This window comes from Aggregatibacter segnis (assembly GCF_003130075.1).
Classification (GTDB): domain Bacteria; phylum Pseudomonadota; class Gammaproteobacteria; order Enterobacterales; family Pasteurellaceae; genus Aggregatibacter; species Aggregatibacter segnis_A.
In genome coordinates, this window is the sequence record NZ_NRCW01000002.1 from 151700 (window position 1) to 177170 (window position 25471).

General features: G+C 40.7%; 18 protein-coding genes. 2 read left to right on the forward strand and 16 right to left on the reverse strand.

Annotated features, from left to right (window positions below):
• Positions 1 to 97: 97 nt before the first annotated feature.
• Entirely contained in the window at positions 98 to 871 is a 774-nt protein-coding gene (locus DK415_RS02655) for an FNR family transcription factor (protein WP_109432336.1), read from the reverse strand.
• Positions 872 to 978: 107 nt separating this feature from the next.
• On the opposite strand from DK415_RS02655, the gene DK415_RS09495 reads away from it, so the two are divergent.
• A complete protein-coding gene (locus DK415_RS09495) occupies positions 979 to 1149 on the forward strand; it encodes a hypothetical protein (RefSeq protein WP_204098393.1) in 171 nt (56 codons plus the stop codon).
• Between the two features lie 58 nt (positions 1150 to 1207).
• Here the strand turns inward: DK415_RS09495 and ftnA (DK415_RS02660) are convergent, their stop codons facing one another.
• The 10 genes from ftnA (DK415_RS02660) to rplY form a co-directional block, all read right to left on the reverse strand.
• Entirely contained in the window at positions 1208 to 1705 is a 498-nt protein-coding gene (gene ftnA / locus DK415_RS02660; protein WP_109432337.1) for a non-heme ferritin, read from the reverse strand.
• Positions 1706 to 1721: 16 nt separating this feature from the next.
• Positions 1722 to 2207, reverse strand: coding sequence for a non-heme ferritin (gene ftnA / locus DK415_RS02665; protein ID WP_109432338.1), 486 nt, complete (start codon positions 2205 to 2207; stop codon positions 1722 to 1724).
• A gap of 1324 nt (positions 2208 to 3531) precedes the next feature.
• Entirely contained in the window at positions 3532 to 4956 is a 1425-nt protein-coding gene (gene sbcB / locus DK415_RS02670; RefSeq protein ID WP_109432339.1) for an exodeoxyribonuclease I, read from the reverse strand.
• A 14-nt stretch (positions 4957 to 4970) separates the two neighbouring features.
• Positions 4971 to 5843: a DMT family transporter gene (locus DK415_RS02675; RefSeq protein WP_109432340.1), complete on the reverse strand. Its 873-nt coding sequence runs from the start codon at positions 5841 to 5843 to the stop codon at positions 4971 to 4973.
• Between the two features lie 76 nt (positions 5844 to 5919).
• Positions 5920 to 10413, reverse strand: a complete 4494-nt coding sequence (mukB, locus tag DK415_RS02680) for a chromosome partition protein MukB (protein ID WP_109432341.1) — start codon at positions 10411 to 10413, stop codon at positions 5920 to 5922.
• A complete protein-coding gene (mukE, locus tag DK415_RS02685; RefSeq protein WP_006718195.1) occupies positions 10413 to 11153 on the reverse strand; it encodes a chromosome partition protein MukE in 741 nt (246 codons plus the stop codon). The genes mukB and mukE overlap by 1 nt, the downstream gene beginning before the upstream one ends.
• 89 nt (positions 11154 to 11242) lie before the next feature.
• Positions 11243 to 12565: a chromosome partition protein MukF gene (mukF, locus tag DK415_RS02690; RefSeq protein ID WP_109432342.1), complete on the reverse strand. Its 1323-nt coding sequence runs from the start codon at positions 12563 to 12565 to the stop codon at positions 11243 to 11245.
• Positions 12566 to 12699: 134 nt separating this feature from the next.
• Entirely contained in the window at positions 12700 to 13578 is an 879-nt protein-coding gene (locus DK415_RS02695; protein WP_109432343.1) for a D-alanyl-D-alanine carboxypeptidase family protein, read from the reverse strand.
• Positions 13579 to 13727: 149 nt separating this feature from the next.
• Positions 13728 to 14309 carry a lipoprotein HlpB gene (locus DK415_RS02700; RefSeq protein ID WP_109432344.1) on the reverse strand — a complete coding sequence of 194 codons (582 nt, stop codon included), beginning with the start codon at positions 14307 to 14309 and terminating at the stop codon, positions 13728 to 13730.
• A gap of 136 nt (positions 14310 to 14445) precedes the next feature.
• A complete protein-coding gene (rplY, locus tag DK415_RS02705; RefSeq protein ID WP_109432345.1) occupies positions 14446 to 14733 on the reverse strand; it encodes a 50S ribosomal protein L25 in 288 nt (95 codons plus the stop codon).
• Positions 14734 to 14948: 215 nt separating this feature from the next.
• Between rplY and DK415_RS02710 the strand changes: the two genes are divergently transcribed.
• The gene (locus DK415_RS02710; protein WP_109432346.1) at positions 14949 to 15557 is read left to right on the forward strand and encodes a DedA family protein; all 609 of its coding nucleotides are present in this window, start codon (positions 14949 to 14951) and stop codon (positions 15555 to 15557) included.
• 97 nt (positions 15558 to 15654) lie between these two features.
• Here the strand turns inward: DK415_RS02710 and DK415_RS02715 are convergent, their stop codons facing one another.
• From DK415_RS02715 to glgB, 5 genes are all read right to left on the reverse strand, one after another.
• Positions 15655 to 18120 carry a glycogen/starch/alpha-glucan phosphorylase gene (locus tag DK415_RS02715; RefSeq protein ID WP_109432347.1) on the reverse strand — a complete coding sequence of 822 codons (2466 nt, stop codon included), beginning with the start codon at positions 18118 to 18120 and terminating at the stop codon, positions 15655 to 15657.
• A gap of 118 nt (positions 18121 to 18238) precedes the next feature.
• Positions 18239 to 19678: a glycogen synthase GlgA gene (gene glgA / locus DK415_RS02720; RefSeq protein WP_109432348.1), complete on the reverse strand. Its 1440-nt coding sequence runs from the start codon at positions 19676 to 19678 to the stop codon at positions 18239 to 18241.
• Between the two features lie 253 nt (positions 19679 to 19931).
• Positions 19932 to 21230: a glucose-1-phosphate adenylyltransferase gene (gene glgC / locus DK415_RS02725; protein WP_109432349.1), complete on the reverse strand. Its 1299-nt coding sequence runs from the start codon at positions 21228 to 21230 to the stop codon at positions 19932 to 19934.
• Between the two features lie 21 nt (positions 21231 to 21251).
• The gene (glgX, locus tag DK415_RS02730; RefSeq protein WP_109432350.1) at positions 21252 to 23267 is read right to left on the reverse strand and encodes a glycogen debranching protein GlgX; all 2016 of its coding nucleotides are present in this window, start codon (positions 23265 to 23267) and stop codon (positions 21252 to 21254) included.
• Between the two features lie 3 nt (positions 23268 to 23270).
• Positions 23271 to 25460, reverse strand: coding sequence for a 1,4-alpha-glucan branching protein GlgB (gene glgB / locus DK415_RS02735; RefSeq protein WP_109432351.1), 2190 nt, complete (start codon positions 25458 to 25460; stop codon positions 23271 to 23273).
• Positions 25461 to 25471 lie beyond the last annotated feature (11 nt).

Sequence of the window (25471 nt, forward strand, 5' to 3'; positions counted from 1 at the left end):
ATTGGTTATAAATAGGGTAGAACATTCTTGAATAAATGACAAGGAGAGAGACTTAAAAAGGCATCCGGCGCAATTTTATGCGCCGGAAAGGGAAGAATTAGATAACCATTTTGATTTTAGTTTTATTAGTGCCGGATAGATCGATTAACTCTGCCATATTGCTAATCGTAATGTATTTTCCTTGCACAGACAAAACACCTAGTTTTTGGAAACGGCCAAGTAAACGACTGATTGTTTCAACGGTGAGACCGAGATAATTACCGATATCGCCACGTGTCATCGTTAAACGAAATTCTCGAGCGGAAAAACCGCGTGCAGAATAGCGTTGTGATAAATTATAAATAAAAGCGGCAAGGCGTTCTTCAGCATTCATTTTTGAGAGTAATAAAATCATTTCTTGATCACTTTTAATTTCATTACTCATTAAACGCATAATTTGTTGGCGTAATTTCGGCATTTTGCCGGATAAATCATCCAAAATATCAAATGGAATTTCGCACACCATAGCGGTTTCCAGGGCTTGAGCAAAACTTGGATGTTGCATGTTCATAATTGCATCAAAACCAACTAAATCTCCTGGCAAATGAAAAGACGTAATTTGTTCTTCACCGGTTTCACTAATTGTGTAAGATTTAATCGTACCAGAGCGAATAGCATAGAGTGATGTAAGTTCATCACCTGCTTTGAAAAGCACTTGAGATTTCTGGATAGGTTTTTTACGTTCAATGATATTATCTAATTGATCTAATTCATGTTCATTTAAAGTAAAAGGAATACATAGCTGACTAATGCTACAATTTTGACAATGGATTGCGCATCCACCAGATTGAACTCGACGTCCTAATTTTGTTTCAGTCGGTAAAATTTTCATTTATTCCCCAAATTCCAGAAAAATGGAAAAGAATCGTGTAAAATTGATCTATCTCAATAATACCACTAAATTATTAATTTAAAAAGTACAAACATTGGTGAGGAAGTATGGCTGCTGAAAAACTAACTAAAAAACGCTTAATTCAAATTTTACTGGCACTAATCATTCTACTTATTGCGTTTTTTTATCGTACATTTCATTATGAAACCAACCAACAATCTCAATATCCTTCAAAAACACCTGAAAAAAGCACCGCACTTTTAGAAAAGAGTAGCTAGATTTTTGATATAAAAAAAGCTAAATCGATAATGACTTAGCCTTTTTCATCAGACTTGATTAGTTGTTTATTGCTAATGCACCTAAATCTTTATCAACTAAGAATAAACCTTTACCATCTTCACCAAGAAGATTTAATTTATCCAAAATGCCACTGAATAATTTTTCTTCTTCATGTTGTTCAGCCACATACCATTGTAAGAAGTTAAAGGCAGAGTAGTCTTTCTCTTCAAAAGTTCTACCAACTAATTCATTGATTTTAGAGGTAATTAACTTTTCATGTTCATAAGTTAATTCAAGTACTTGTTTCAATGATGAAAATTGATGAGGTGGTTCATCAATTTGTGTGATGATAGCCAAAGCGCCGGTCTCATTTAAATAAGTGAAGAGTTTACGCATATGCTGCATTTCTTCAGCCGCATGCTCTGATAAAAATTTTGCAGCTCCCTCGAAACCTTGTTGTTCGCACCAGGCACTCATTTGTAAATATAAGTTAGAAGAATAAAACTCTAAATTCATTTGATCATTTAATAGTTTAATCACGCTATTTGATAACATTTTATTTCTCCTATTCTTATAAAGTTTTTAATTCACGATCAATGTAGTAGAGCGCTGTGCCACTTTCACCAAGAAGTTTGAATTTATCAACAATACTGTTAAATAATTTTTCTTCTTCATGCTGTTCAGCCACATACCATTGTAAGAAGTTAAAAGTAGAGTAATCCTTTTCTGCAAAAGTACTTTCAACTAACTCATTAATTTTAGATGTCACTAGTTTTTCGTGTTCAAGTGTTGTTTCAAAAACTTCTTTTAATGAAGCGTAATCGTGTTTAGGAGCGTCAATTTTACCTAACAAAGGCATTCCACTGGTTTCGTTCACATAAGTAAACAACTTTTGCATATGTTCCAATTCTTCATCGGCATGACGAAGTAAAAATGCTGCAGCGCCTTCATAACCATGTTTATGGCACCATGCACTCATTTGCAAATAGACATTTGATGAATAGAACTCAAGATTAATTTGTTCGTTTAATTTTGCTGTAATTGACTTACTTAGCATAACTAACTCCTTTCCTTAATACGGTTAATAGATGTATCACAATACAAAATTTGTATTTGCGGATGAATTTTACTCATATTATTGAGAATGGTCAATTTTATTTTATTGATTTTTATTGTAACCCATTAATTTAAAAAGGATTTTATAAGTAAAATCATTCTCATTTGGTTAGATTTAATGAAATGAGTTATCAATATCGCCTTTGCTCAAATTCTCTAGAGAAATGATGAGGTGTTGGAAAGAGAATCGCAGATTTCCAAAGTTTTTTGCTATCACTTATTAAATCCAAAATACTGGATAAATAGAAAACATGAAAATTTAATGTTTTTTATAGAATTACGCATCAAAGCGATATAGCTTCAAAGTAGATTATCCTTAATATCTGAATGTGACAAATACTATTTATTATTTAACATAATATGCATTATGCGAAATTAGTTATAAGGTAAGCGAAAGCTACGGATTAAGAAAATCACATAGTTATGCACAAGTCACTCTCACTAGTTAAATATGATGAAATCTAGAGTTGATAAGGTATGTAACAAATAGAAAACTAAAGTTATAGACTGATGGGTTGATATGTAAATTAATTGCAAAGGGATTATGGATATGATTAATATGTTTAAAAATGCGCTAAAGCGCATCCAAAATGAATCTACTATCGTTTTTCTTTTATTGGTATCGATATTTAACGCATTGTGAAAATAATGCTATATATATTGGTAACGCTACGTTAAATCTGAAGTGTTTTTAACGATTTCCCCTCCTATCTTGAGTTTTTAAAAATTAGACAAATAACAATCCGCACGTAAAACGTGCGGTTTTTAGGCTTCCCTCCTATAAGGGTCTATACTTCACAAGCCCCTCAAAGGGCTTGTGAAACTGGTTACCGTGTTTATTTTCATATAACTATTTTAGTGAATCGTAGCGTGCAACTTGTTGCACGAAATCATGAATGTCCGAAAGAATTAAATAACGTTCCGTGCGTAATTTCGTCGTGTATCAATATGCACGCTACTCATGAAATCTTGAATTACACATCGAGGTTAATTATTCGTGCAACAAGTTGCACGCTACAAGGGGTTAATAATCGTCCTATATGTTGATTTCGGTTGCCAGCCTTGTTCATTATATAGCGAGGATTTTTTTTTCTGTTCATCGCTTAAGCTATTTGGCTCCATACGCATAGCGTATGGTTTTTATAGCCAGACTTTGGCTGGCTATAATAAAAAAACACACCATTTTTCGTGATGTGTTTTAAATGTTTAGTGACGTTGTCTCTTTTCTTCTGTTAAAAAAACTTTAAAAAATTTGACCGCACTTTCTAATCAATTATCTTATTGCCATATTCATAAATTTTTCGTAATAAAGTGAGGTTTTCTTCATTGTTCTCATTTTGTGCAGCTAACTCTTGAAGGCTTTGCTCAAATCGCAAAATTTCAGCCTCTAATTTTTTCCGGCAATATTTTTGCCATTTAATTTGTTCAGCTCGGTTTAATGTGCGATAAAAATGTCTGGCGCGATAATGAAACAACAATTGAGGGATTCTTGGGTCTTGAAAGCTCAGATTATGTTCAGCGAGCTTTTCGGGATCCAAAGTGCGTAAAATCGCCATATTGTTTTTATCGGCATCACTAAAAAAGCCATTATAAAGTTCAGTTTCAACATTATCAGATGCTTCAAACTCGCGATCTTGCTGAAAAATATCCATGACTTTTTGACGAATATCCTTAGATGCCAACAAACGCTGTTGATTTTTCTCGCATAACGCTCGATCAATCCCTAAACGTTCAGCATTTTGAGACAATAAGGTTTTTTCCGGCGCTACAATAGGACATTTATTGATATGAATGAGCTTTAACGGAACAGGAAGCACTCCGGCCTCTAACAACGTTTCTTTCTTCGTATAAAGATTTTCACGCAACTCCTCTACCGATTTTGTCAGTAGATCATCAATATTGGCCGTTAAATCGCACGCAATCACCGCATTTTTATTCGTTGGGTGCCAAGCTAAAGGGGCAATTAATGTCGTATTTCCGCGGTAATTTCCTAACATTCCAGATACATGCACTAACGGTGTCATTTCTGCGGTATTAATGAGCTTTTCAATCTCTTTTTTTCCACGATTTTCAAAGAAATATTGAAATAACTTCGGCTGTTTTTGCTTAATTAATTTTGCCATTTCAATGGTGGCATACACATCGGACATGGCGTCATGAGCATTGGTATGTTCTATTCCATTCGCTTCCGTCAGTTTTTCCAAACGAAAACTCGGCATGCCTTCATCATCTAAAGGCCACTCAACGCCATCGGGACGCAAGGCATAACACGCACGCACTAAATCCAATAAATCCCAACGGGAATTACCGTTTTTCCAGCTATATTCATAAGGATCAATAAAATTACGATAAAAGGTATAGCGTGTCATTTCATCGTCATAACGAATATTATTAAAGCCCATGACACAGGTATTTGGTTGGCTGAATTCCTGTAAAATTCGAGCGGCAAAATTCGGTTCCGGTAGGCCTTTTTCATTACACTCCTGTGGTGTAATGCCTGTCACTAACACCGCTTCCGGAGCAGGCAAATAATCGTTGGTTTGCTTGCAATACAACACAACGGGCTCGCCGATAATATTAAAATCGGCATCTGTACGAATGCCGCCAAATTGCGCCGGGCGATCGGTTGCCGGATTGACACCAAAACTTTCATAGTCGTAAATGAAAAAGCTAAAATCGTTTTTTGCCATCGTTTTTCTCAAATTTAAGCCAAGATTTTATCGAGATAATACAAACAGAAAATTGCACACAAGCTGAATACAATGCCTAACCAGTTAACTTTACTGATTTTTTCTTTAAAAATTAATGCGCCGGTAATCGTACCTAAACAAATCACCCCAATGTTCATGCCGGCAAAAACTAATGTCGGATTCGAACCAAAACTCTGGTGAGCTTTAATATAAAACAGAATATTGAAGAAATTCAGCACACCTAAAACAATGCCGCCCACAAAACTTGCGACATTCCATTGAGTTCGTTTGAATAACAAGTAAATAAACATAATGCAGGCAGCCAAGGAAAACGCAATGAATAGCGTCGTAGGGAATGCTCCCCCGCTTTTCGCTACTTGTTTAAACAAAATATCGATGATGCCATAACCAAACCACACGCCGATTAAGCCTAAAACACCTCGAAAATCGACCGCACTTTGTTGATTCGGTTTGCTTAAAAGGCAAAACAACCCGACAAATGCCAACACAATACCAACGACTTTTGATTGACTTAGGGTTTCATGGAAGATTAAAAACGCAGCGAGAATGGGTAAAAATAAGGATAAGCGTTGTGCTGCATCAGAACGTACAATACCGGCAAATTCTACGGCTTTGGACATAATAATAAACACGCTTGGTAATAAAATACCTAATGCTAAGAAAATCGGCGTATTTTCGCTTTGTGCGATAAAGTCAGTAAACTCAAGCCCTTTGAAATCCGGTTTCAATAAAAACCAACTAAGTGACAACGCCACAATATAATTAAAGGCAATGGCTTGCTGAATAGCGATATTACGTTTACGGGCAACTTTTAATAATACAGACACCGCAACGCTACAGAGAACAGCGATAATGAGATTGTGCATTTAATTTTCCTTTTAACGAAATAAAGTGCGGTCAAAAAACACTTCATTTTTTAACCGCACTTTTTTATTTATTAAACTACTCTGTTGCGCCGAATCCTCGTAATCCGACCACATGAACGTGTTCGTGATTACCGGCGATTTTACGCACCAGTTTATAGGTAGTGCCTTTTTCCGGGCTGATGTTTTCCGGTGCAGCAATCAATAGTTGCATATCCAGGCGTTCGCATAGCTCAAACAAAGTAGAAATGGATTTCGCATCAAGACGAGCCGCTTCATCTAGGAATAATAAACGGCACGGCACGATGTCTTTGCCGCGAATACGACGGCTTTCTTCTTCCCAGCTTTGTACCACCATTAAGAGGATGGACATACCGGTACCAATAGCTTCCCCGGTGGATAATGCGCCGCTTTCTGCGCGCAACCAACCATCTGCGCCACGATACACTTCCACTTCTAAGTCAAGGTAATTACGGTAATCCAATAATTCCTCACCGATGGTTTGCGCAGTACGTTGCCCTACATCAATATGCGGATTGAGGCGTTGATACAGCTTCGCAATGGCCTCAGAGAAAGTCATGCGATTATCGCTGAACAGATCTTGATAATCCGACTGATTGCCGGATAACGCATCCAACAACATGGCGTGCGTATCCCGAATATTCACCACTAAACGCACTGATTTCACCTGACCAAAGGCGATATTTTGCAGGCCTTGATTCAGCATGCGGATGCGATTTTGTTCACGTTGAATGGTTTTACGCATGATATTCGCCACACTTTCAGAACTGATCGCCAATTTTTGTTCACGACTGGTCAATTCTTCCGTTAAGCGGGAAAGCTCGATTTCCATTTGTTCAATTGCATCAATCGGGTCATCGGTTTTCAGAATATCCTGACGAATACGTTCGCGCAGATGTTGATATACAGCGATAAAGAACCGCACTTTATTTTCCGGTTTACGGCTATCTTCTGATAAACGCAAAGCATCACGCAGATATTCGTTGTCAGCAACCGCTGTACGCAACGCACCTAGCGCTTTATCCGACATGGAACGTAATTCATCTGCGGATAAATAGGCTAATTCACGACGATTTAAACGTTTTTCTACATCAGAATTACGGGATAAACGAAGCACCACACACCAGCTCATTTTAGCCGCCGTCACCAACTCACGCTGGGTTTTATAATCACGTTCTGCTTTACGAATACGACGAGTCAGATTTTCAGCTTCACTTTCGATAAGAGTAAGTTGTTTTTCAATGTAAGAACGGCGTTGGCGATTAGTAGAAAGTTGTTGATATAACTCGTCACGACGAATTTTGGCACGCTCTTCCGCGCCTTCATCAGCACGCACACCCAACTCACCAATCTCTTGCATTAATTCCTGCAACATTTGATTTTTACTGTTGAAAGAACTTTGCAATTGAATCAACACTTGATTGTACTGAGCATATTGCGCTTGAACCTGACGTAATTGTTCACGCTGAATTTCACGTTGTTGCTGCATTTGTTCTAAACGCGCGCGTAACTGTTCGTTTAATTCAGAGGTTTCCGTTTGTACGCTTTCCGCATAATTGAAATGCGCTTTGCGTTGCACGACATCTGCCAAGGCAAAGACTTTTTGTTGCACTTGTTTTTGTAGCTGAATGGCTTGTTCATAATCGGCTTTTAAGTGCTCGTAATTTTCCGGATCGCTTTGCAACGTATTAGCAATCGGCTCTAATTGTGACAACGTGACGCCGTGCTGACGGATAAATAATTCATCCTGCTCTGCCAAATCTAATTGCTCACGGCATTCTTCAATGCGATCAGTTAAGCTATCATCAGCCAATAATGGCAATTGCGGAATTAATTTATTCAACAACTGCATTCTTTCTTTCGCATCATCTAAACGAAGACGAATTTGTTGCTCGCCGATCACCAATTGATTAAGCTCGCGTTCAATTTCATTGCGTTGTTGATTGGTCTGCGCCATCAGTTGTTCCGGATTGGCTTGGAATGCCAAGGCTAAATGCAGGCCAACAAACTGACTGAAATGTTCATGTAAACGCTGACATTTTTGCACGTCAAAAGCACGCTGTGCATACTGCTCCGCCACTTCCTCACGTTTAGCCTGTAATTCTTCCAAATGTTTTTCACGAGCCGCACGGCCGAACAACGGAATTTCAGGGAATTTGGAATAACGCAATTCACGATCGGACACCTGAACAACCACACCAAGCGCCAACTCTTGCGCGGAAAGTACGCTGTCATCAAAGGCCGCCGGATCGCCCTCAATTAAATACAAATCTTCCGGACAATCTTCCAAATTAGCGAGTTGCTCTTTCACCGCATTCAAATCACGCACCACAATAGCGTGGCGTGCTGGGCCGTATAAGGCTGAGAAATAAGGCGCGTCTTCGATCGGCACATCATCGTATAATTCAGACAGCAACACGCCACCGAAACGTTCTGCCAGCACATTCAAACGGGCATCTTCCGAACCATCCGGCTGACTTAAACGGCTAATTTGCTCATCTAATTGCTGACGTTGAAGCTCAAGTTGGTCGCGTGCCATGGTCAATTCGCGCTCTTTGGTCAGCTGTGATTGCATGAAATTCATCACATCCTGACTGTCTGCGAATTCTTCTCCACTTTGCTCCTGCAAGCGTTCCAATGCGGCTTGAGCGGTTAGCCAAGCCGGTGCTTTACGGGCGTTTTCATCATAAAGTGCGGTCAAATTTTCACGTTTTTGACGTAGCGTTGAACGTTGTTCAACCAACTCGGAAAGTTCGGCGGATAAATCTTCAATTAAGGCTTCTTGATCGCCATAGAACGCTTCCAATTCATCCGCCGTTTCTAAGCTTTGATTCGCACGTTGATTAAAATCGTTTAATAATCTCACCGCACTTTGTTGTTGATTTAAACGTTGTTCTAATTCATGTAACTTAGCGCGTAATTGCGGCGTTTGTTGTGCTTGAAGTTTTTGTGTCGGATATTCGCGTAACAACTCTTTGGCACTTTCCCATGCGGCAGAACGTGGCACCTCACCGGCAATTTTGCAAACCAATTGATACGCTTTATCAAATTGCGTTTTCGCCGCCTCGGAAATAGACATTTTTTGCTCTAACTCAAGTACTTTATCCGTCAATACTTCCGCTTGCGCTTCAAATTCTTCGTGATACACATCTACATTTTTCACAGCTAAATCGGCTAATCCACACAAGGTCTTGGCTTTTTCTAAGGCTTGAATGGCTTGCTGATATTGCAATGCACGGGTTTGTTGTGCATCAAGAGCTTGCTGATAATCTGCTAATTGGGAACGCAAGTTGTCAACTTCTTGTTCTGTTTGTTCAAATTGCGCCTGACTTTCTTCCAGTTGTTCGTTAGCAGTTTCAACCACCATTTTTTGCTCTTCCAAGCGCTCAGTCAGTTCGTTAACATCTTCTTGATAACGAGAAATTTTTTCCTGATGACGTAACGCATTTAACACCAAATTCAGGTGATCAAGCGCGCTTTGATGATCGACTTCCAGAATTCTTTCATTTTCTGCCAATTCGGCGGCTTCACGACTTAATTCAACCAAACGATGTTGCGATAAATCCTGTTCAGATTTGGCTTTATACCACTCCTGACGGAAATTTAATGCGGTTTCAATGTTGCCACGACGCTCGTTGGCATTTCGCATATAATCCGCCGCCACATAATTGGTGGATTCGGTGATTAAATGCTTGAATAAATCGCGGTCTGCTTGGGTGACTTTAATGGCTTCCAACGTCATACGGTTTTCACGTAAAGCACTTTCCATGTCTTGGAAGGCTTTTTTCACACCAAGATTTTCCGGCAATAAATAATCCCGTAATGAACGGGTAATGGCACTGGAAATACCGCCGTATAAAGAGGCTTCGATAAGTTTATAGAATTTGCTGCGGTCTGAAGAAGAACGTAAACGTTTTGGAATAATCCCCAAATCAAACATCATGCCGTGGTAATCAGTGATGGAATGATATTGTTTAAATTGGGCGCCGCTCTGCTCAACCTTATCTTTTAGTTCATTTAAGGTCAGTACGCGCGCTTGGCGTTCGTTAATGGTTTCGGTGAAAAGTGCGGTCGGATTGACAGACAATTCTACGCCTTGAATAGAAAAGGTTTTTAAATCCACTTTTTTATCACGCCCTGCCACTTGTTGCAGACGTACACCAACGATAATCCGTTGATGACGGGAGTTGATGGTATCCAACGCCGCGTAACAAACGCCAGGACGCAATTTACCATGCAAACCTTTATCACGAGAACCGCTTGTTGCACCTGCTTCCGTGGTATTACGAAAATGCAACAAGGTTAAGTCCGGAATCAACGCTGTCACAAATCCGGCCATGGTCGTAGATTTACCGGCACCATTACCACCGGAAAGTGTGGTCACCAATTCGTCTAAATCAAAGGTACGGGCAAAGAAACCGTTCCAGTTGATGAGCGTTAGAGAACAGAATTTACCGCGTTCTACCCCACTGTTTTGGTTAAAGATAACCGGCGCTACATCAGAGGATGCTATATCCATTACTTCATTTTCCAGGGATAATTCTTCAGTCATTATTCTTGTTCCTCTTCTACGAATTCGTCTTCAACGTCAGTATCGTTTTCAGTGCTTTCTGTATCGCGTTGTAATGCTGCTTTTTCAGCTTGTAAAGATTGTGGCGTTGCCGCTTCACCATCGCGAATTAAGCGTAATTGTGCTTCAATCGGATCATCTCCGGCACGCACTTCTGCGCCGAAACGGAATACCGATTCAGAAATAGTAAATTTGCCGCTGTTCGGTTCGCCTACGGTATAAATCATGCCTAAACGGCGCAAACGACCGATTGCCGCACGTACTTTTTCTGCTAATTTTTGTTTATCCAAATCGGAACCACTGGAACGTTGATTCACCGCTTTCAGTAACTTGCCTTCATCCGCTAAATTCAGCAATTCGTCATACACTTCCTGAGTACTAAAAATGCCTTGTTGAGCTAGTCGCTCCGGGCTTAAATACAAATAACACAACACCTTACCCACTAACATTTCCAATTCAGTTAACACAGAACGGGCAATGAGTGTTGTCGCTTTCGGGCGTAAATAGAAAAAACCTTCTGGCGCACGAATCAGTTCGACATTATAGCGACGATAAAACAGATCCAGTTCCGTTTGAAAATCAAGTAAAAAAGCGTGGTTATCCAAATGTTCTGTGCCGATATGTTTACCGGAACGCAACTGGCTGTCCACAGCAGGAAATAACGGGTTGGCAATGGCAGCTGCCAATTTCGGTGAAATTACATCTTGAAGGTTGTCTGTCATTATTTTTTTCTCTAACTGAATTGCTCTGTTATTGTCTTATTCGTGCGATAGATACGACTCAAAAAACGCGTGGATTTTCGACCGCACTTTTAATATTTATCAATGATATGCGCTTGAACTTCTGCGCCGTAATCGTTAATTTCCGTCCAATGCGGATAGATACCAGCCAAGTCATCGCCTGCAATACCTAAACGCACAGCCTGATCCACGATAATTCGCGCTACATCAAAATGTTGTGTCAAAGGATAATTTTCTAATTGTTGCTTCAACACTAAACTTAAATTAATCGGACGATTTTCTTCGCGGTAATCAATTAATAAGCCTTGCATGTGTTCGACGATTTTTTCGCGAATATCGGCTAAAGACTCAAATTGTAATTCTTCCGGCAGTTCGCCCAAGGCATCTTCTTCACGTAGTGCTAATTCTTCATCGCGTAAATCCACTAAACGCTCTGCTTGTGCTGTCCATAAGAACCAAGGGTTGTCGAAATAATGGTGAATAGAATTGCGTAAACGTTGGGAAAAGACACGGTTCTTATCCATATCAATGGCGGTACGGATAAATTTATGCACGTGGCGGTCGTAGCCGATCCACAAATCGATAGCTTGTTGTCCCCAACTGATAATGCGGTCTAGCTTGGCTTGCAAATCAATGATTAGTTGTTCGATAAAATACAATTCTTGGCGACCGATCACACAATCTTGAATGCGTAATAATTGTGCCTGTAATTTGTCACCGGCAGCATTTAAGGTGTCTTGGAGTTCCCGTAAATTGCCGGAGGTTTCATCTAATAATTGTTCACAGCTAGAAATTGCTGCTTGCCAATCTTTGGTTAACAAGGCGGCGATATCTTCTTTAATGCTTTGTTGATTTTCATCCATCACGCGTTGTGACAAATCAATGCTGTCAAAAATTTCTGCGACAGAATATTTCAACGGCGCAAACACATTGCGACGCCAATAATGCTCATCGCCGTCTTCTTCAGCGGCATCAGAGGCACGTTGGATTTCATCAGCAACAATGGAAAGTTGAACGGAAAGACGTAAGGCTGAAAATTCACGTTGACGAATGTAATAATCGGATACACCAACACCCAACGGCGTTAAGCGATAAATCGCTAAACCTTCGGTAAATTCACTGCTAAAACGGTTAAGAAAACGTTGTTTAACCAGTTCATTAATAGCGTTATTCGCGCGAACGGCTATTGTTTCTTGAGATTGTTCAAAGGCGGTGGAAATGTGACGGAAAATATCGACTAAGTCGGCTTCTAGCATTTCGCCGTCAAAACGTTCATTATTATAAATGGCAATCGCCAGTAAAAATGCCAAGCGTTCTGTCGGCAAATTTAAGGAAAACTCACGTTCTTTCGCCCAGGAGACCAGTTCGGGAATGGTTTGTGATGTGTCAAGCATGAGGGTTCTCACAACAGGTTTATTTCAACAAAAAATTGCGGGAATTATACAGGAATTTGCCTTTTCTAACAGCTTGAAAATGGAAAGTGCGGTCAAAAAAAACAATGGTTTTTCAGATAAAACTTATCTTTAGATTAACCTGCCACTTTTTTGATTAATTCATTCATACCCTCTTCATCATAGCCTTCTTCATATTGCATATCCTCTACGAAATCTCTCAATACTTTGCTATTTAACGCGGTACAACCGTATTTTTCCAATTTGCTTTTGGTAAAGCTGGAACGATACGCAGAGGAGATATTATTGAGGCTTATCACGCCGATGGTGGCTCGATTGCAAGGCTCTTTATTGACGAACACCAAATTGTATCCTGATTCGCGGATATAGCCGGTTTTATTGATAGCCGCACTAAACATTTCGTCACGCACGAGTTTATTGGTGTTCTTCACAAAAATATTGCGCTTTCCTGTTTGGATATAGGTGGAAGAGATATTAGAAAGACGTTTAATTTCCGCGTTATTTAAAGAATATTTAGCTAGCTTCACCAAATCCATCACGCTGGACACATTACTGTTAGATAAACCTGAACTGTCGCTAAAATGAGTTGAGGTCATACCAAGCGCTCTCGCCTTATCATTCATTTTTTTGATGAATTGTTGACGGCTCATACCGGCTGAACGGGACAAAGCATGTGCAGCATAATTATCAGAATGCACCAACATCGCTTTCAATAATTCGTTGCAAGAGATAGGGGTATATCTGGGTAATTTCGTGCTTGTGCCTTTGATGTGGTCCGCATCTTCAGCGGTAATTGAGGCTGTACAACGGGCATTTTTGTTATGTTCTAAAAACACATTTGCCGTCATTAATTTTGTCACAGAAGCAATGGGACGTACGCTATGAGGTGAGCTACTTTCCAATATTTTATTGTGGGTAAAGTCATACACAACATAAGATTGCGCAACGGCAACCGTTGGTAGTAAAAATAATAAAGGCAAGGTTTTTGATAACATAGGATGATTCAAAGAAGTAAGCGACAGCACTATTCTAGCAGTTTTTCAAAATCAGATTAAATAAAAAAACCACCCTCAACAGAAGGTGGTTTTTGTTTTTATATATTCGTTATTTGAATTACCAAGCCTTAGATAAATAAGTCAGAATATTATTTTGCTTCTTGTGCTGACTCTGCTACCGGTGCAGGATTAAATTTTTGTTCTAATTTGACACTTTGTTTTTGTAACTCGGCCATCGCATTTCTTAATGCTTCAGCTTTTTCAGCATAAGCTTTTTGTTGTTCTGGTGTTTGTGTCGGGTTAGTGAAACTCATATTAGCCTGATCAACCAATAAACCACTCGCCAAGCTTAATACATTTTTTGTTTGCTCTTTGATAGATTTAATTGATTCGGCTTTTACATCTAATGCATCTAAGCTTGTAATTGTATCTTTTACTGATTGATTAAATGTTTCAATCGCTTCTTTCACTTTTTTCTCATCTTGAGCTTGAACTGCAGCCACCAAATCTTGTTGGAATTTTTGTTGTGATTGTAACTGTGTTTGTTCTTGCGCCTTGTTCCAATCAACTAATTTTTGATAATCACCTTTTTCATCTACTTTTACTTCTGATACAGCTTGTATTTGCGCTGCTTCCGCTTTCGTTTCTGGTGCTTTATCAGCCGGTTTATCACAAGCTGTTAAGAAAAGAGCCAATAATGCGGTAGCGCTAATTTTTGTAAATTTGTTCATAAAAAATCCTTATTAATTGTTGATGAAAATTACTCTATTACGAGCAAAAGACGGGGCATTAGACATAGCATGTAATGATTCGTTCAATCTTTTTAAATATAAAAAAACTCCGAGAATTTCGGAGTTTTTTTCATGATTAAACGCGTTTGAAGTCAACGTGAACCAATTTTGGTTTGAACGGATGACGTTGCATTGCTTGTGCTTTTACTGCAACTTCTTTACCATCGATAACTAAAGTAATCACATCTGAATAGAATGAATCGTGTGCTTGAGCGTTGTTAACTTCATCATGATTTAAGATGATAGAAACCGGCGCTTCGCTACCACCGTAAACGATAGCAGGAATTTGACCGTTATGACGCAGGCGGCGGCTCGCACCCTTACCTTGCGCTGTACGAACTTCAGCGTTAAATTTAAATGCCATTGTTATGTTCTCTTTTTGTAAAGATTAAAATTAAAAAATCGCAGGCGACCCAGCGATTTCCACAAAATTTGCTCAAAGCTTGAACTTTGAGGTGGTGCATTATAATGAATTCATGACGCTAAAGCAAACGAAAATCTTGTTAATTTTCCTAGGTATTACGCTAAGAAACGGGCTACAATAGGGCGTTATTTTTTTATTGAGTTGAAGAGTATTCGATGGAATTTTTAATTAGTTTTTTTAGTGATTACGGTTATTTTGCCGTTCTGTTTGTTTTGATTATTTGTGGCTTTGGGGTGCCGATTCCCGAAGACATTACCTTGGTTTCTGGTGGCGTTATTTCCGGTTTAGGTTATACCAACGTACATATTATGTTGGTTGTGAGTTTATTCGGCGTCCTCTTAGGTGATAGCACCATGTATTGGCTGGGACGCATTTATGGTACAAAAATTTTACGCTTTCGCCCTATTCGACGTTTTTTAACCTTAGATCGTTTGCGTATGGTTCGGAGCAAATTTGAACAATATGGCAATCGTGTTTTATTTGTCGCCCGTTTCTTACCGGGACTACGGGCACCGATTTATATGGTTGCCGGCATTACCCGTCGAGTCAGTTTCATTCGCTTTCTTTTGTTGGATTTTTTCGCTGCCATTATTTCTGTCCCAATTTGGGTTTATCTAGGTGATTTTGGAGCAAGTAACTTAGGTTGGCTACATGAACAAATCAAAAAAGGACAGTCCATTATTTATATTTTAATTGCGCTTTTAGCAATCTATCTGGTCTGGAAATGGCGTAAAGGACGTAAAAATACTAGCAAAAAAGCATAAAAGTGCGGTCAAAAAATCAAAACGTTTTTCCAGTTACTTTAACCTCATAAAACAAAACCCCATTCAGCGTTGAATGGGGTTTCTTTTTATCAAGAAATTATTTCTCGAGATTTAATGGCTCAATGTGCCAAATATTTTCTGCGTATTCCTTAATGGTACGGTCAGAAGAGAAATAACCCATGTTGACAATATTTTGAATCGTGCTATCAATCCATGCATCACGGTTTTTATATTTTTCATCCACCAATTTTTGTGCGTCCACATAGCTGCGGAAATCAGCAAACGCTTGGTAGAAATCGTGATATTGTAAGCCTTGTAACAATTGTTGATAACGGTTCGGGTCGTTTTCAGAGAAACGGCCGTTAATGATTTGATCAACAACATTTCTTAGCTCGGCATCTTCTTGATAGAAATTAAATGGACAGTAGCCGTCGCGACGTAACTTCTCTACTTGTTCTACGGTGTTACCGAAAATAAAGATGTGGTCTTTGCCGACATTTTCCAAAATTTCTACATTTGCACCATCCAATGTTCCTAATGTTAAGGCACCATTTAATGCAAATTTCATGTTACTGGTACCGGAAGCTTCTGTACCAGCTAAAGAAATTTGTTCAGAAATATCTGCAGCAGGAATAATCAATTGAGCCAAACTGACGCTGTAGTTCGGGATAAAGACCACTTTTAAGCGGCCACCCAAACGGGCATCGTTATTAATCACATTCGCTACATCATTAATTAAATGGATGGTTTGTTTCGCTGCGTAATACGCCGATGCCGCTTTACCGGCTAAGATAAACACGCGAGGTTGCCAATCTTTTTCCGGATGCTCTAACATCGCGTTGTAACGGGCAATAATATGCAATACGTTCAGAATTTGACGTTTATATTCGTGAATACGTTTTACTTGAACGTCAAATAACGCATGGGGATCCAAATCAATGTTTAACGTTTTCTTCACATAATTTGTCAATTTCACTTTATTCGCAAATTTAATATCGGAAATGGCATGTTTGAAATCCGCTTCATGGGCATATTGTTTTAATTTTTCGATTTGACTTAAATCACAACGCCAATCAGAACCGATATATTTATCAAATAATGAAGCTAATTGTGGGTTTGCCACAGCAAGCCAACGGCGTGGCGTAATACCGTTAGTCACATTAGTGAAACGTTCCGGATAAATACGCGCGAAATCCGCGAAAGTGGATGACACCATTAAGTCGGAATGAATTGCCGCAACACCGTTGACTTTGTGCGAACCAACCACGGATAACCACCCCATGCGAACTTTACGTTGATGCCCTTCTTCCACCAAAGAAACGCGACGAATGAAGTCTAAATCCGTGGTGATGTAGGTTTTTACGTATTCCAAGAAATGATCGTTAATTTCAAAAATCATTTGTAAATGACGAGGCAAGATTTTCGCCATCATTTCTACCGGCCAGGTTTCTAACGCTTCAGACATCAAGGTATGGCAAGTATAGGAGAAGATACGACGGGTCATATCCCACGCTTTTTGCCATGCAAAGCCTTCTTCATCAATTAAAATGCGCATTAATTCAGGAATCGCTAATGCCGGGTGAGTGTCATTTAAATGAATCGCCACTTTATCCGCTAAATTTTCAATACTGTTATGTGTGCGTTTATGACGACGGATAATGTCTTGTAATGAAGCGGAAACCAAGAAGTATTCTTGACGTAAGCGCAATTCACGACCATTCCAAGTAGAATCATCCGGATAAAGCACACGAGAAAGATTTTTAATAGAGGCGCGGCTTTCCACGGCAGCAATGTGTTGACCGCGGTTAAAGTCTTCCAAATTGAATAGTTCACCCGCATGAGCTGACCACAAACGTAATGTGGCCGCAGAATCATTTTTGTAGCCTGGGATCACTTGGTCATAAGCAAGTGCGGTCACTTCTTCGCCTTTATTCCAGATACATTTTTTACCTTCAAAATGAATATTACCGCCGAAAGAAACGGTAAAACGTTTAGACGGACGAATAAATTCCCAAGGCGCACCTTTTTCTAACCAGGCATCCGGGCGTTCAACTTGTTGGCCATCTTCAATTTTTTGACGGAACATACCGTATTCATAACGAATACCATACCCCATGCCCGGTAAGCCTAAGGTCGCAATAGAATCCATGAAACAGGCAGCCAAACGACCTAAACCACCGTTACCTAAACCCGGATCCACTTCTTTTTCAATTATTTCTTCTAAATCAACGTTTAATTCGGAAAGCGCATCTTTGGCAAGATCGTATAATCCTTCCGCGATCATCGCATTAGATAAGGTACGGCCAATGAGAAATTCCATTGATAAATAATAAACACGGCGGGAATCTTTTGCTCTGGCTTCGCGTGCAGTGGTGATCCACCCTTCGGTGACGAAATCACGCACAGCATATAATGTGGCATTCAACCAATCTCGTTGACTCGCTTCTTTCGGTGAGCGGCCAATTAAAAAAATCAGTTTATAGACAATTGTCTTTTTCAATGAATCGACGTTGACTTCAGGTCGATCGTATAGGAATGGAGAATCAAAATTATCCATTATCATAAAAAATAGTCCTCAGTTAATAAAAAAACGGGGGAATTTTAATCATTAAAAATAAAAAAACAATAACAATCTTCTGCACAAAGCTTGTTTTTTCTTTGTGCAGAAGATAACTGTTTCATTAATTAGATAAAATTCTTTGATATAAATGTTGGTAATGGGTTGCAGAGATTTGCCAACTAAAATCTTGTTCCATTGCAATGACTCGGACTGTTGCCCATAAACGTTGTTTTTTCCATAAAGCAAACGCCGATTGTAATGCCTGACGTAAACTATCAGCAGTAGCATCACTAAAGACAAACCCAGTTGCTGTTCGAGCTTGGATATTTTCCGCCGTGGTATTCACCACGGTATCAGCTAAGCCACCGGTTGCACGAACTAATGGCAACGTACCGTATTTTAATCCGTAAAGCTGTGTTAAACCGCAAGGTTCAAAACGGCTTGGCACTAAAATCACATCACCACCGGCAACCATTAAATGAGATAATGCTTCATCATAGCCGATTTTAACGGCAATATTTTGCGGATAAGTTTCCGCTAATTGACGAATACCGGCTTCTAAGTGCGGTGCGCCAGAACCGAGAATCGCCAACTGTCCTCCCTGTTTAACGATTTCATCGGCGCTTTCTAGCAATAAATCAACGCCTTTTTGTTCCGTTAAACGGGTTACCATGACAAACAATAACGCCTCAGCTTGTTCCGGAAGGTTGAAATAAGCCTGTAAATCCGCTTTATTTTTCGCTTTACCGCCCATGTATTTCAACTTGTAACCATGTTGAATGTACTGATCGTTCATCGGATGCCAAATTTTTTCGTCAACACCATTGAGAATACCGACCAAGCGCCCTTCATGATCAAGGGTTGAAAGTAAGCCTTGTAAGCCATACGCAAATTCCGGTGTAGTAATTTCTTTCGCATAGGTTGGGCTAACGGCCGTCACCGCATCAGAATAATAGAGTCCGGCTTTTAAGTAAGAAATTTGCCCAAACAGCTCTACGCCATCCACATGAAACATGCTGTGCGGTAAACCGATTTCAAATAAATGGCGATAATCAAATTGACCTTGATACGCCAAATTGTGAATCGTAAAAACGGATTTCGCGGGACGCCCTTTATTAAATAAATACGCCGCCGTTAACCCCGCGTGCCAGTCATGACCATGAACAACTTCGGCACGCCACCAACTATCTAAACCAGTGGACAATTCAGCCCCAACCCACGCTAACAATGCGAAACGTTTGTAGTTATCACCGTAATCATTGTAATACGCATCATGGTAAGGGTTGCCTTCACGCGCATATAAGTGCGGTGCATCAATAAGATAAACGCCGACACCGTTATATTCGCCATAGCGCAAAACGATATGACCGGCAAAATTATCAAATTCCGTCACCACGGAAGTGTGCGGAATGCCAGCCATAATCGCCGGATAAGCCGGCAACAAAATACGTGCATCAATGCCGATTTCTTTTTGTGCAAACGGCAAGGCGCCCATCACATCGGCTAATCCGCCGGTTTTGAGTAAAGGATATAACTCCGAGCAAACGTGTAATACTTTCATTTTATTTACCTAATATGACGCCAAAATGGCACCGAAGATGACGCGCGTTTTCTAACGCGTGCCGTTATAAACAATTCTGTTACAGGCACAAGCGAAGACGCTTGCGCCTGTATTTGCCTTCTTAAAGTGCGGTCACAAAATCCGAAGGATTTTGAACGTTGGCTTTGCCAACGGCTCCGAAGGAGCGAATAAATCACTTCCGTGATTTATGAGTAATAATTAAAACGTTTTGAAAACTGACCGCACTTTCACGTTAGTCTAAATGTTCTTCCGAAAACACTTCTTGCCCTTCTAATTTTTTCAGCATAGAAGGGGTCACTAAAATGACTTTACCGGTAGAACTGATACGGAAGCGTTTACTATCCAATTCACGATCAACACCAATTTGCATACCGTCTGGAATGACGCAATGACGGTCGATAATACAGTGTTTCAATACGCAATTTTTTCCAATAGTCACTTCCGGCAACACGACACTATGATCGATCACTGAGCCTTCATTAATTTTAATGCGATCAAATAATACGGAATAACTGATTGACGCATCGGTAATCACACAACCTCCACCGATAAGGGAATTATCCACCGGCTTAACATTGGCATTTTTATAGAAGAATTTAGACGGATAGGCTTGCACCGGGTTACCACGAATCGGCCAGGTTTGGTCATAAATATCTAATTGTGGATTTTCAGACACCAAGTCGATATTGGATTGCCAGAAACTGTCCAAGGTGCCCACATCACGCCAATAAATATCACCTTCGGTATTGCGTCCCATACAAGAACGACTGAACGGATGGGCATATAAGGTGCCTTCTTCCAAACATTTCGGCAATACGTCTTTACCGAAGTCGTGAGATGTGCAAGGGGTATTCACTTCGCGATCTAACATTTTGTATAAATAGTCTGCATCAAATACATAAATCCCCATGGAAGCCAACGACGTATCCGGTTTGCCGACCATTGCCGGTGGATCTTTCGGTTTTTCCACGAAGGCTTTCACTTTCAGATTTTCATTGACTGCCATCACGCCAAATTCATGTGCTTCAGAACGTGGTACTTCGATACAGCCCACGGTACATTTTGCCCCACTGGTCACGTGGTCTAACAACATTTGGCTATAGTCTTGTTTATAAATGTGGTCACCGGCGAGAATTAAGACGTATTTCGGACGGTAGTGATCACGAATAATCGCCATATTTTGATACACCGCATCGGCCGTACCACGATACCAAGTGGAGTCATCAATTTGTTGACGCGCCGGGAGCATATCAATGAATTCACCGCGCTCTTGTGGCAAGAAAGACCAACCTTTTTGTAAATGACGTAATAAAGAGTGTGCGGCATATTGCGTTACCACACCAATGCGGTTTAAGCCGGAGTTAATGCAGTTGGACAAAGCGAAATCAATGATTCGACGGTTACCACCAAAATAAAGTGCCGGTTTTGCACGTTTATCCGTTAATTCGTGCAGACGTGAACCGCGGCCACCGGCCAAAATAAGCACTAAGGTGCTTTTAACGAGATCGTGTTTATTTAGATCAGCTTTCATAGTGAACTCCGTTATATTGTTTTAAGTATCCATTTTTTTCAACACACAAAACGCCATACCACCTACATCAACTTGCCGTTGTTGCTCCGTTAAGTTTGTTGTACCTGCCACGGCCTTCCAGTGTCCATCAAACGCGACGGGCAACATAAAAGACTGGGGTTCTGCTTTCGCATTGATTAAGAAAAGCCATTGCTGATCTAATACCACTTGCAGCGCTTTGCTTTCCCGATTATGCCAATCCTTGGCTTGCATTGATTCTCCCTCAATATTGAGCCAAGTGACATTTTCATCTGACCACCAAACATCCCGTTGCAAACTTTGAATTTGTTTTCGTGTTGCAATCAGTTGTTTGGTTAAGTCAAATAATTCCTGATTGAAATCCTGCCATTTCAGCCACGTGATTTCATTATCCTGACAATAGGCGTTATTGTTACCGAATTGCGTGTTGCCGAATTCGTCACCGGCAAGCAACATCGGTGTACCATTGCCCAGCAGCAAACTTGCCAATAATCCGCTTTGCGCTAAAACGCGCTGATTTTCCACCGCACTTTGGTGTTCGTCATTTAGGTCTAATTGACTGCCCTCAATGCCATGGTTGTAACTGTAATTTTCATTGCGACCATCGCGATTATCTTCGCCGTTCGCCTCGTTATGCTTATGGTTATAACTGACCAAATCGCGTAACGTAAAACCATCATGAGCGGTAATAAAATTCAAGGTGGTGTGTGGCAAGCGTTCTTCTTGCTTGAACAGATCACTTGAGCCGGCAAAACGTTCGGCAAATGCGCCCACTTTCCCACTTTTCCATAACCAAAAACGACACATATCATCACGGAAACGATCGTTCCATTCGGCAAAATAATGGGGAAAACGCCCTAATTGATAACCGTAATGGCCAATATCCCAAGGCTCGCTGATGAATTTCACCTGCTGTAAACTCGGTGTTTGTGCGATATCGTCAAACAGTTTGGCGTGTGGATTGAAATCCGGTGACTCACGCCCTAATACCGTACCTAAATCAAAACGGAAACCATCCACGTGGCATTCTTCTACCCAATAACGTAGGCAATCCACCACCCATTTTCGAGTGATGTCATTGGATAAATTCAGCATATTGCCGCAACCCGTCCAGTTAATGTATTCGCCTTGTTCGTTTTGCCAATAATACGTCCGATCATCAATGCCACGTTGGCTGAACGTTGGGAATGGTTTTTCCGATTCTGCCGTGTGGTTAAATACCACATCTAAAATTACTTCAATTCCCGCTTCATGTAACGCTTTCACCATGCTTTTAAATTCATACAACGGGTTTTCACGGTTTTCTTCGGAACAATATTTTGGCTCAACGGCAAACATGGCCAACGGGTTATAGCCCCAATAATTTTGTAGTCCTTTTTCTTGTAAGTGCGGTTCGTTTACGTGGTAATTAATCGGCAACAGCTCCACTGCCGTGACACCTAATGCTTTTAAATACGCCACACTTTGCGTGTGAGCTAAACCGGCATAAGTTCCGCGTACGGTTTCCGGTAGTTCAGCACGTAATTGGCTAAAGCCTTTTACGCTTAGCTCATAAATTACTGTCTCTGCCCAAGGTGTTTTCGGGGCTTTGTCGTTTTGCCAGTCAAAGGTGGTCTCAATAATTTGACCTTTCGGCGCAAATTCAGCGTTATCTCGTGGATCATTTAACTGAAAAATCGACCGCACTTCTGGCGAACTTAAATCCGGTTTACCCACCACGGCTTTCGCATAAGGATCAAGCATGAGCTTGTTTGGATTGGCCAAAGTGCGGTCATTTTCGGCGGTGATTCTAAAACCGTATTGCATACCGTTAGCCACACCGGAAAGCGCAATATGCCAAACATTTTCGCTGCGATGCATAGCAAAACGCTGCTCTTTTTTGCCGTTCTCAAACAGGCACAATTCCACAGCATCCGCCACAGAAGAATACAGTGCAAAGTGAGTGACTTGCTCGCCGTTTTCTTCATATTGGCTATAACCGAACGGATAAGCCTTGCCCTGATTTTTTACTGCAACCATGCCTTATCCTTGATATTTCAAATAGAGGGTTGCCAATGGCGGAATCGAAACAGAAATAGAATGATCTCGTCCATGGCTTGAGATTGCCTCACTTTCCACTGCACCGCAGTTACCAAGATTTGAGCCTTCGTAAAAGGCTGAATCCGTATTTAACATTTCGTGATATTTACCGGTAACATTCACACCCATACGATAATCATGGCGTGGTACCGGCGTAAAGTTACTGATCACAATAATGCGCTCGCCTTTGCTGCTACGTCGTTCAAAGGCAAATACAGAATTTTGCGCATCATCCACGACCAACCAATCGAAGCCTTGCGGATCAGAATCCAGTTCAAAGAGCGGTGCATTTTCGCGATAAATTTTATTGAGGTCTTTCACCAACTGTTGCATACCGATGTGCCATCTTCCGCCGATGGATTCATCCAATAAGAACCAATCAAGGCTTTCGCGGTAATTCCATTCGCGACCTTGGGCAAATTCATTTCCCATGAACAATAATTTTTTACCCGGATAACCCCACATATAACCGTAATAAGCACGTAAGTTAGCAAATTTTTGCCATGCATCGCCCGGCATTTTACCGATTAAGGAACATTTGCCATGCACCACTTCGTCATGAGAAAGTGGTAATACAAAGTTTTCGCTGTATTGATACACCATGCCGAAAGTCATTTGATTGTGGTGATATTGGCGATAGACCGGATCTTTTTCCATGTAAGAAAGGGTGTCATTCATCCAACCCATATTCCATTTGAAATTAAAGCCCAAACCACCGTTTTCTGTCGGGTGTGTTACACCAGCGAACGAGGTCGATTCTTCCGCAATGGAAACCGCCCCTTGCACTTCACTATGAATTTTCCAGTTGGTGTGTTTTAAGAATTCAATGGCTTCTAAATTTTCCCGTCCGCCGTATTGGTTCGGAATCCATTCTCCCTCGGCACGGCTGTAATCACGATAAATCATGGAGGCCACCGCATCGACACGAATACCGTCAATCCCGAAACGTTCAATCCAATATAAAGCGTTACTGGATAAGAAGTTTTTCACTTCGTTGCGACCATAGTTGTAAATGAGCGTGTTCCAGTCTTGATGGAATCCTTCGCGCGGATCGGCGTGTTCATATAATGCCGTGCCGTCAAAAGCCACTAAACCATGGGTATCGCTTGGGAAATGACCCGGTACCCAGTCCAAAATCACGTTGATGCCGGCTTCATGGGCGCGTTTAACTAAACGTTTAAACCCTTCCGGTGTACCAAAACGGCTGGTTGGAGAATACAGACCTAGCGGTTGATAGCCCCAAGACCCATCAAATGGGAATTCGGAAAGCGGTAAAAACTCAATGTGCGTAAAGCCCATTTCTTTTACATAAGGAATCAATTCATCGCCGATTTGGTCGTAATCTAACCAGAAATTATTTTCTAAATTACGACGCCAAGAGCCTAGGTGCACTTCATAAATGGAAATCGGTTGATCCCATTGGTTGGCTTTGCGGCGGGCTTCTGTCATTGGCACAATATCGGGCAACGCACTAATTTGTGACGCTGTATCAGGACGTAACTGTGAACTGAAGGCATAAGGGTCAGCTTTTAAGCGTAAATTGCCGTGGCAATCAATTAATTCAAATTTATATAACTGCCCTAACGACACTTTCGGCAGGAATAATTCCCATACGCCGCTTGCCGGATGTAAACGCATCGGATGGCGACGACCGTCCCAATAGTTGAAATCCCCGACTACAGAAACTCGTTTCGCGTTCGGTGCCCACAAACGGAAGTTCACACCGGAAACACCATCACATTCGATAAAATGCGCACCTAACACTTCATACGGACGCAAGAATGAGCCTTCAGCTAAAAGCCATTCATCCAAATCATTAATCATTGGATGATAACGATAAGGGTCTTCAAGGATTTGCGATTCTTTACCCCAATACACTTGCAATTGATAGGCAAAGAAATCACGGGTTTTCGGCACAACACCGGCAAAAAAACCTCTGTCATCTAAGCAATCCAATTCACAGACGGTGTCTTGATTTTCTTTATCAATGACGCTGACACGACACGCATCCGGCAATAAGGCACGAATTTCAATGCCGTTATCGGTTTCGTGCATACCCAATACGGAAAAAGGATCAGAATGTGTTCCATCAAAAAATTGATTAATCACGGATTGCGCTACTAGTTGGGTCATAATAAATCCTC

Coding starts and splice junctions, on each gene's coding strand:
- DK415_RS02655 (WP_109432336.1), bottom strand. CDS start 871: ATGAAAATTTTACCGACTGAAACAAAATTAGGACGTCGAGTTCAATCT.
- DK415_RS09495 (WP_204098393.1), top strand. CDS start 979: ATGGCTGCTGAAAAACTAACTAAAAAACGCTTAATTCAAATTTTACTG.
- ftnA (WP_109432337.1), bottom strand. CDS start 1,705: ATGTTATCAAATAGCGTGATTAAACTATTAAATGATCAAATGAATTTA.
- ftnA (WP_109432338.1), bottom strand. CDS start 2,207: ATGCTAAGTAAGTCAATTACAGCAAAATTAAACGAACAAATTAATCTT.
- sbcB (WP_109432339.1), bottom strand. CDS start 4,956: ATGGCAAAAAACGATTTTAGCTTTTTCATTTACGACTATGAAAGTTTT.
- DK415_RS02675 (WP_109432340.1), bottom strand. CDS start 5,843: ATGCACAATCTCATTATCGCTGTTCTCTGTAGCGTTGCGGTGTCTGTA.
- mukB (WP_109432341.1), bottom strand. CDS start 10,413: ATGACTGAAGAATTATCCCTGGAAAATGAAGTAATGGATATAGCATCC.
- mukE (WP_006718195.1), bottom strand. CDS start 11,153: ATGACAGACAACCTTCAAGATGTAATTTCACCGAAATTGGCAGCTGCC.
- mukF (WP_109432342.1), bottom strand. CDS start 12,565: ATGCTTGACACATCACAAACCATTCCCGAACTGGTCTCCTGGGCGAAA.
- DK415_RS02695 (WP_109432343.1), bottom strand. CDS start 13,578: ATGTTATCAAAAACCTTGCCTTTATTATTTTTACTACCAACGGTTGCC.
- DK415_RS02700 (WP_109432344.1), bottom strand. CDS start 14,309: ATGAACAAATTTACAAAAATTAGCGCTACCGCATTATTGGCTCTTTTC.
- rplY (WP_109432345.1), bottom strand. CDS start 14,733: ATGGCATTTAAATTTAACGCTGAAGTTCGTACAGCGCAAGGTAAGGGT.
- DK415_RS02710 (WP_109432346.1), top strand. CDS start 14,949: ATGGAATTTTTAATTAGTTTTTTTAGTGATTACGGTTATTTTGCCGTT.
- DK415_RS02715 (WP_109432347.1), bottom strand. CDS start 18,120: ATGATAATGGATAATTTTGATTCTCCATTCCTATACGATCGACCTGAA.
- glgA (WP_109432348.1), bottom strand. CDS start 19,678: ATGAAAGTATTACACGTTTGCTCGGAGTTATATCCTTTACTCAAAACC.
- glgC (WP_109432349.1), bottom strand. CDS start 21,230: ATGAAAGCTGATCTAAATAAACACGATCTCGTTAAAAGCACCTTAGTG.
- glgX (WP_109432350.1), bottom strand. CDS start 23,267: ATGGTTGCAGTAAAAAATCAGGGCAAGGCTTATCCGTTCGGTTATAGC.
- glgB (WP_109432351.1), bottom strand. CDS start 25,460: ATGACCCAACTAGTAGCGCAATCCGTGATTAATCAATTTTTTGATGGA.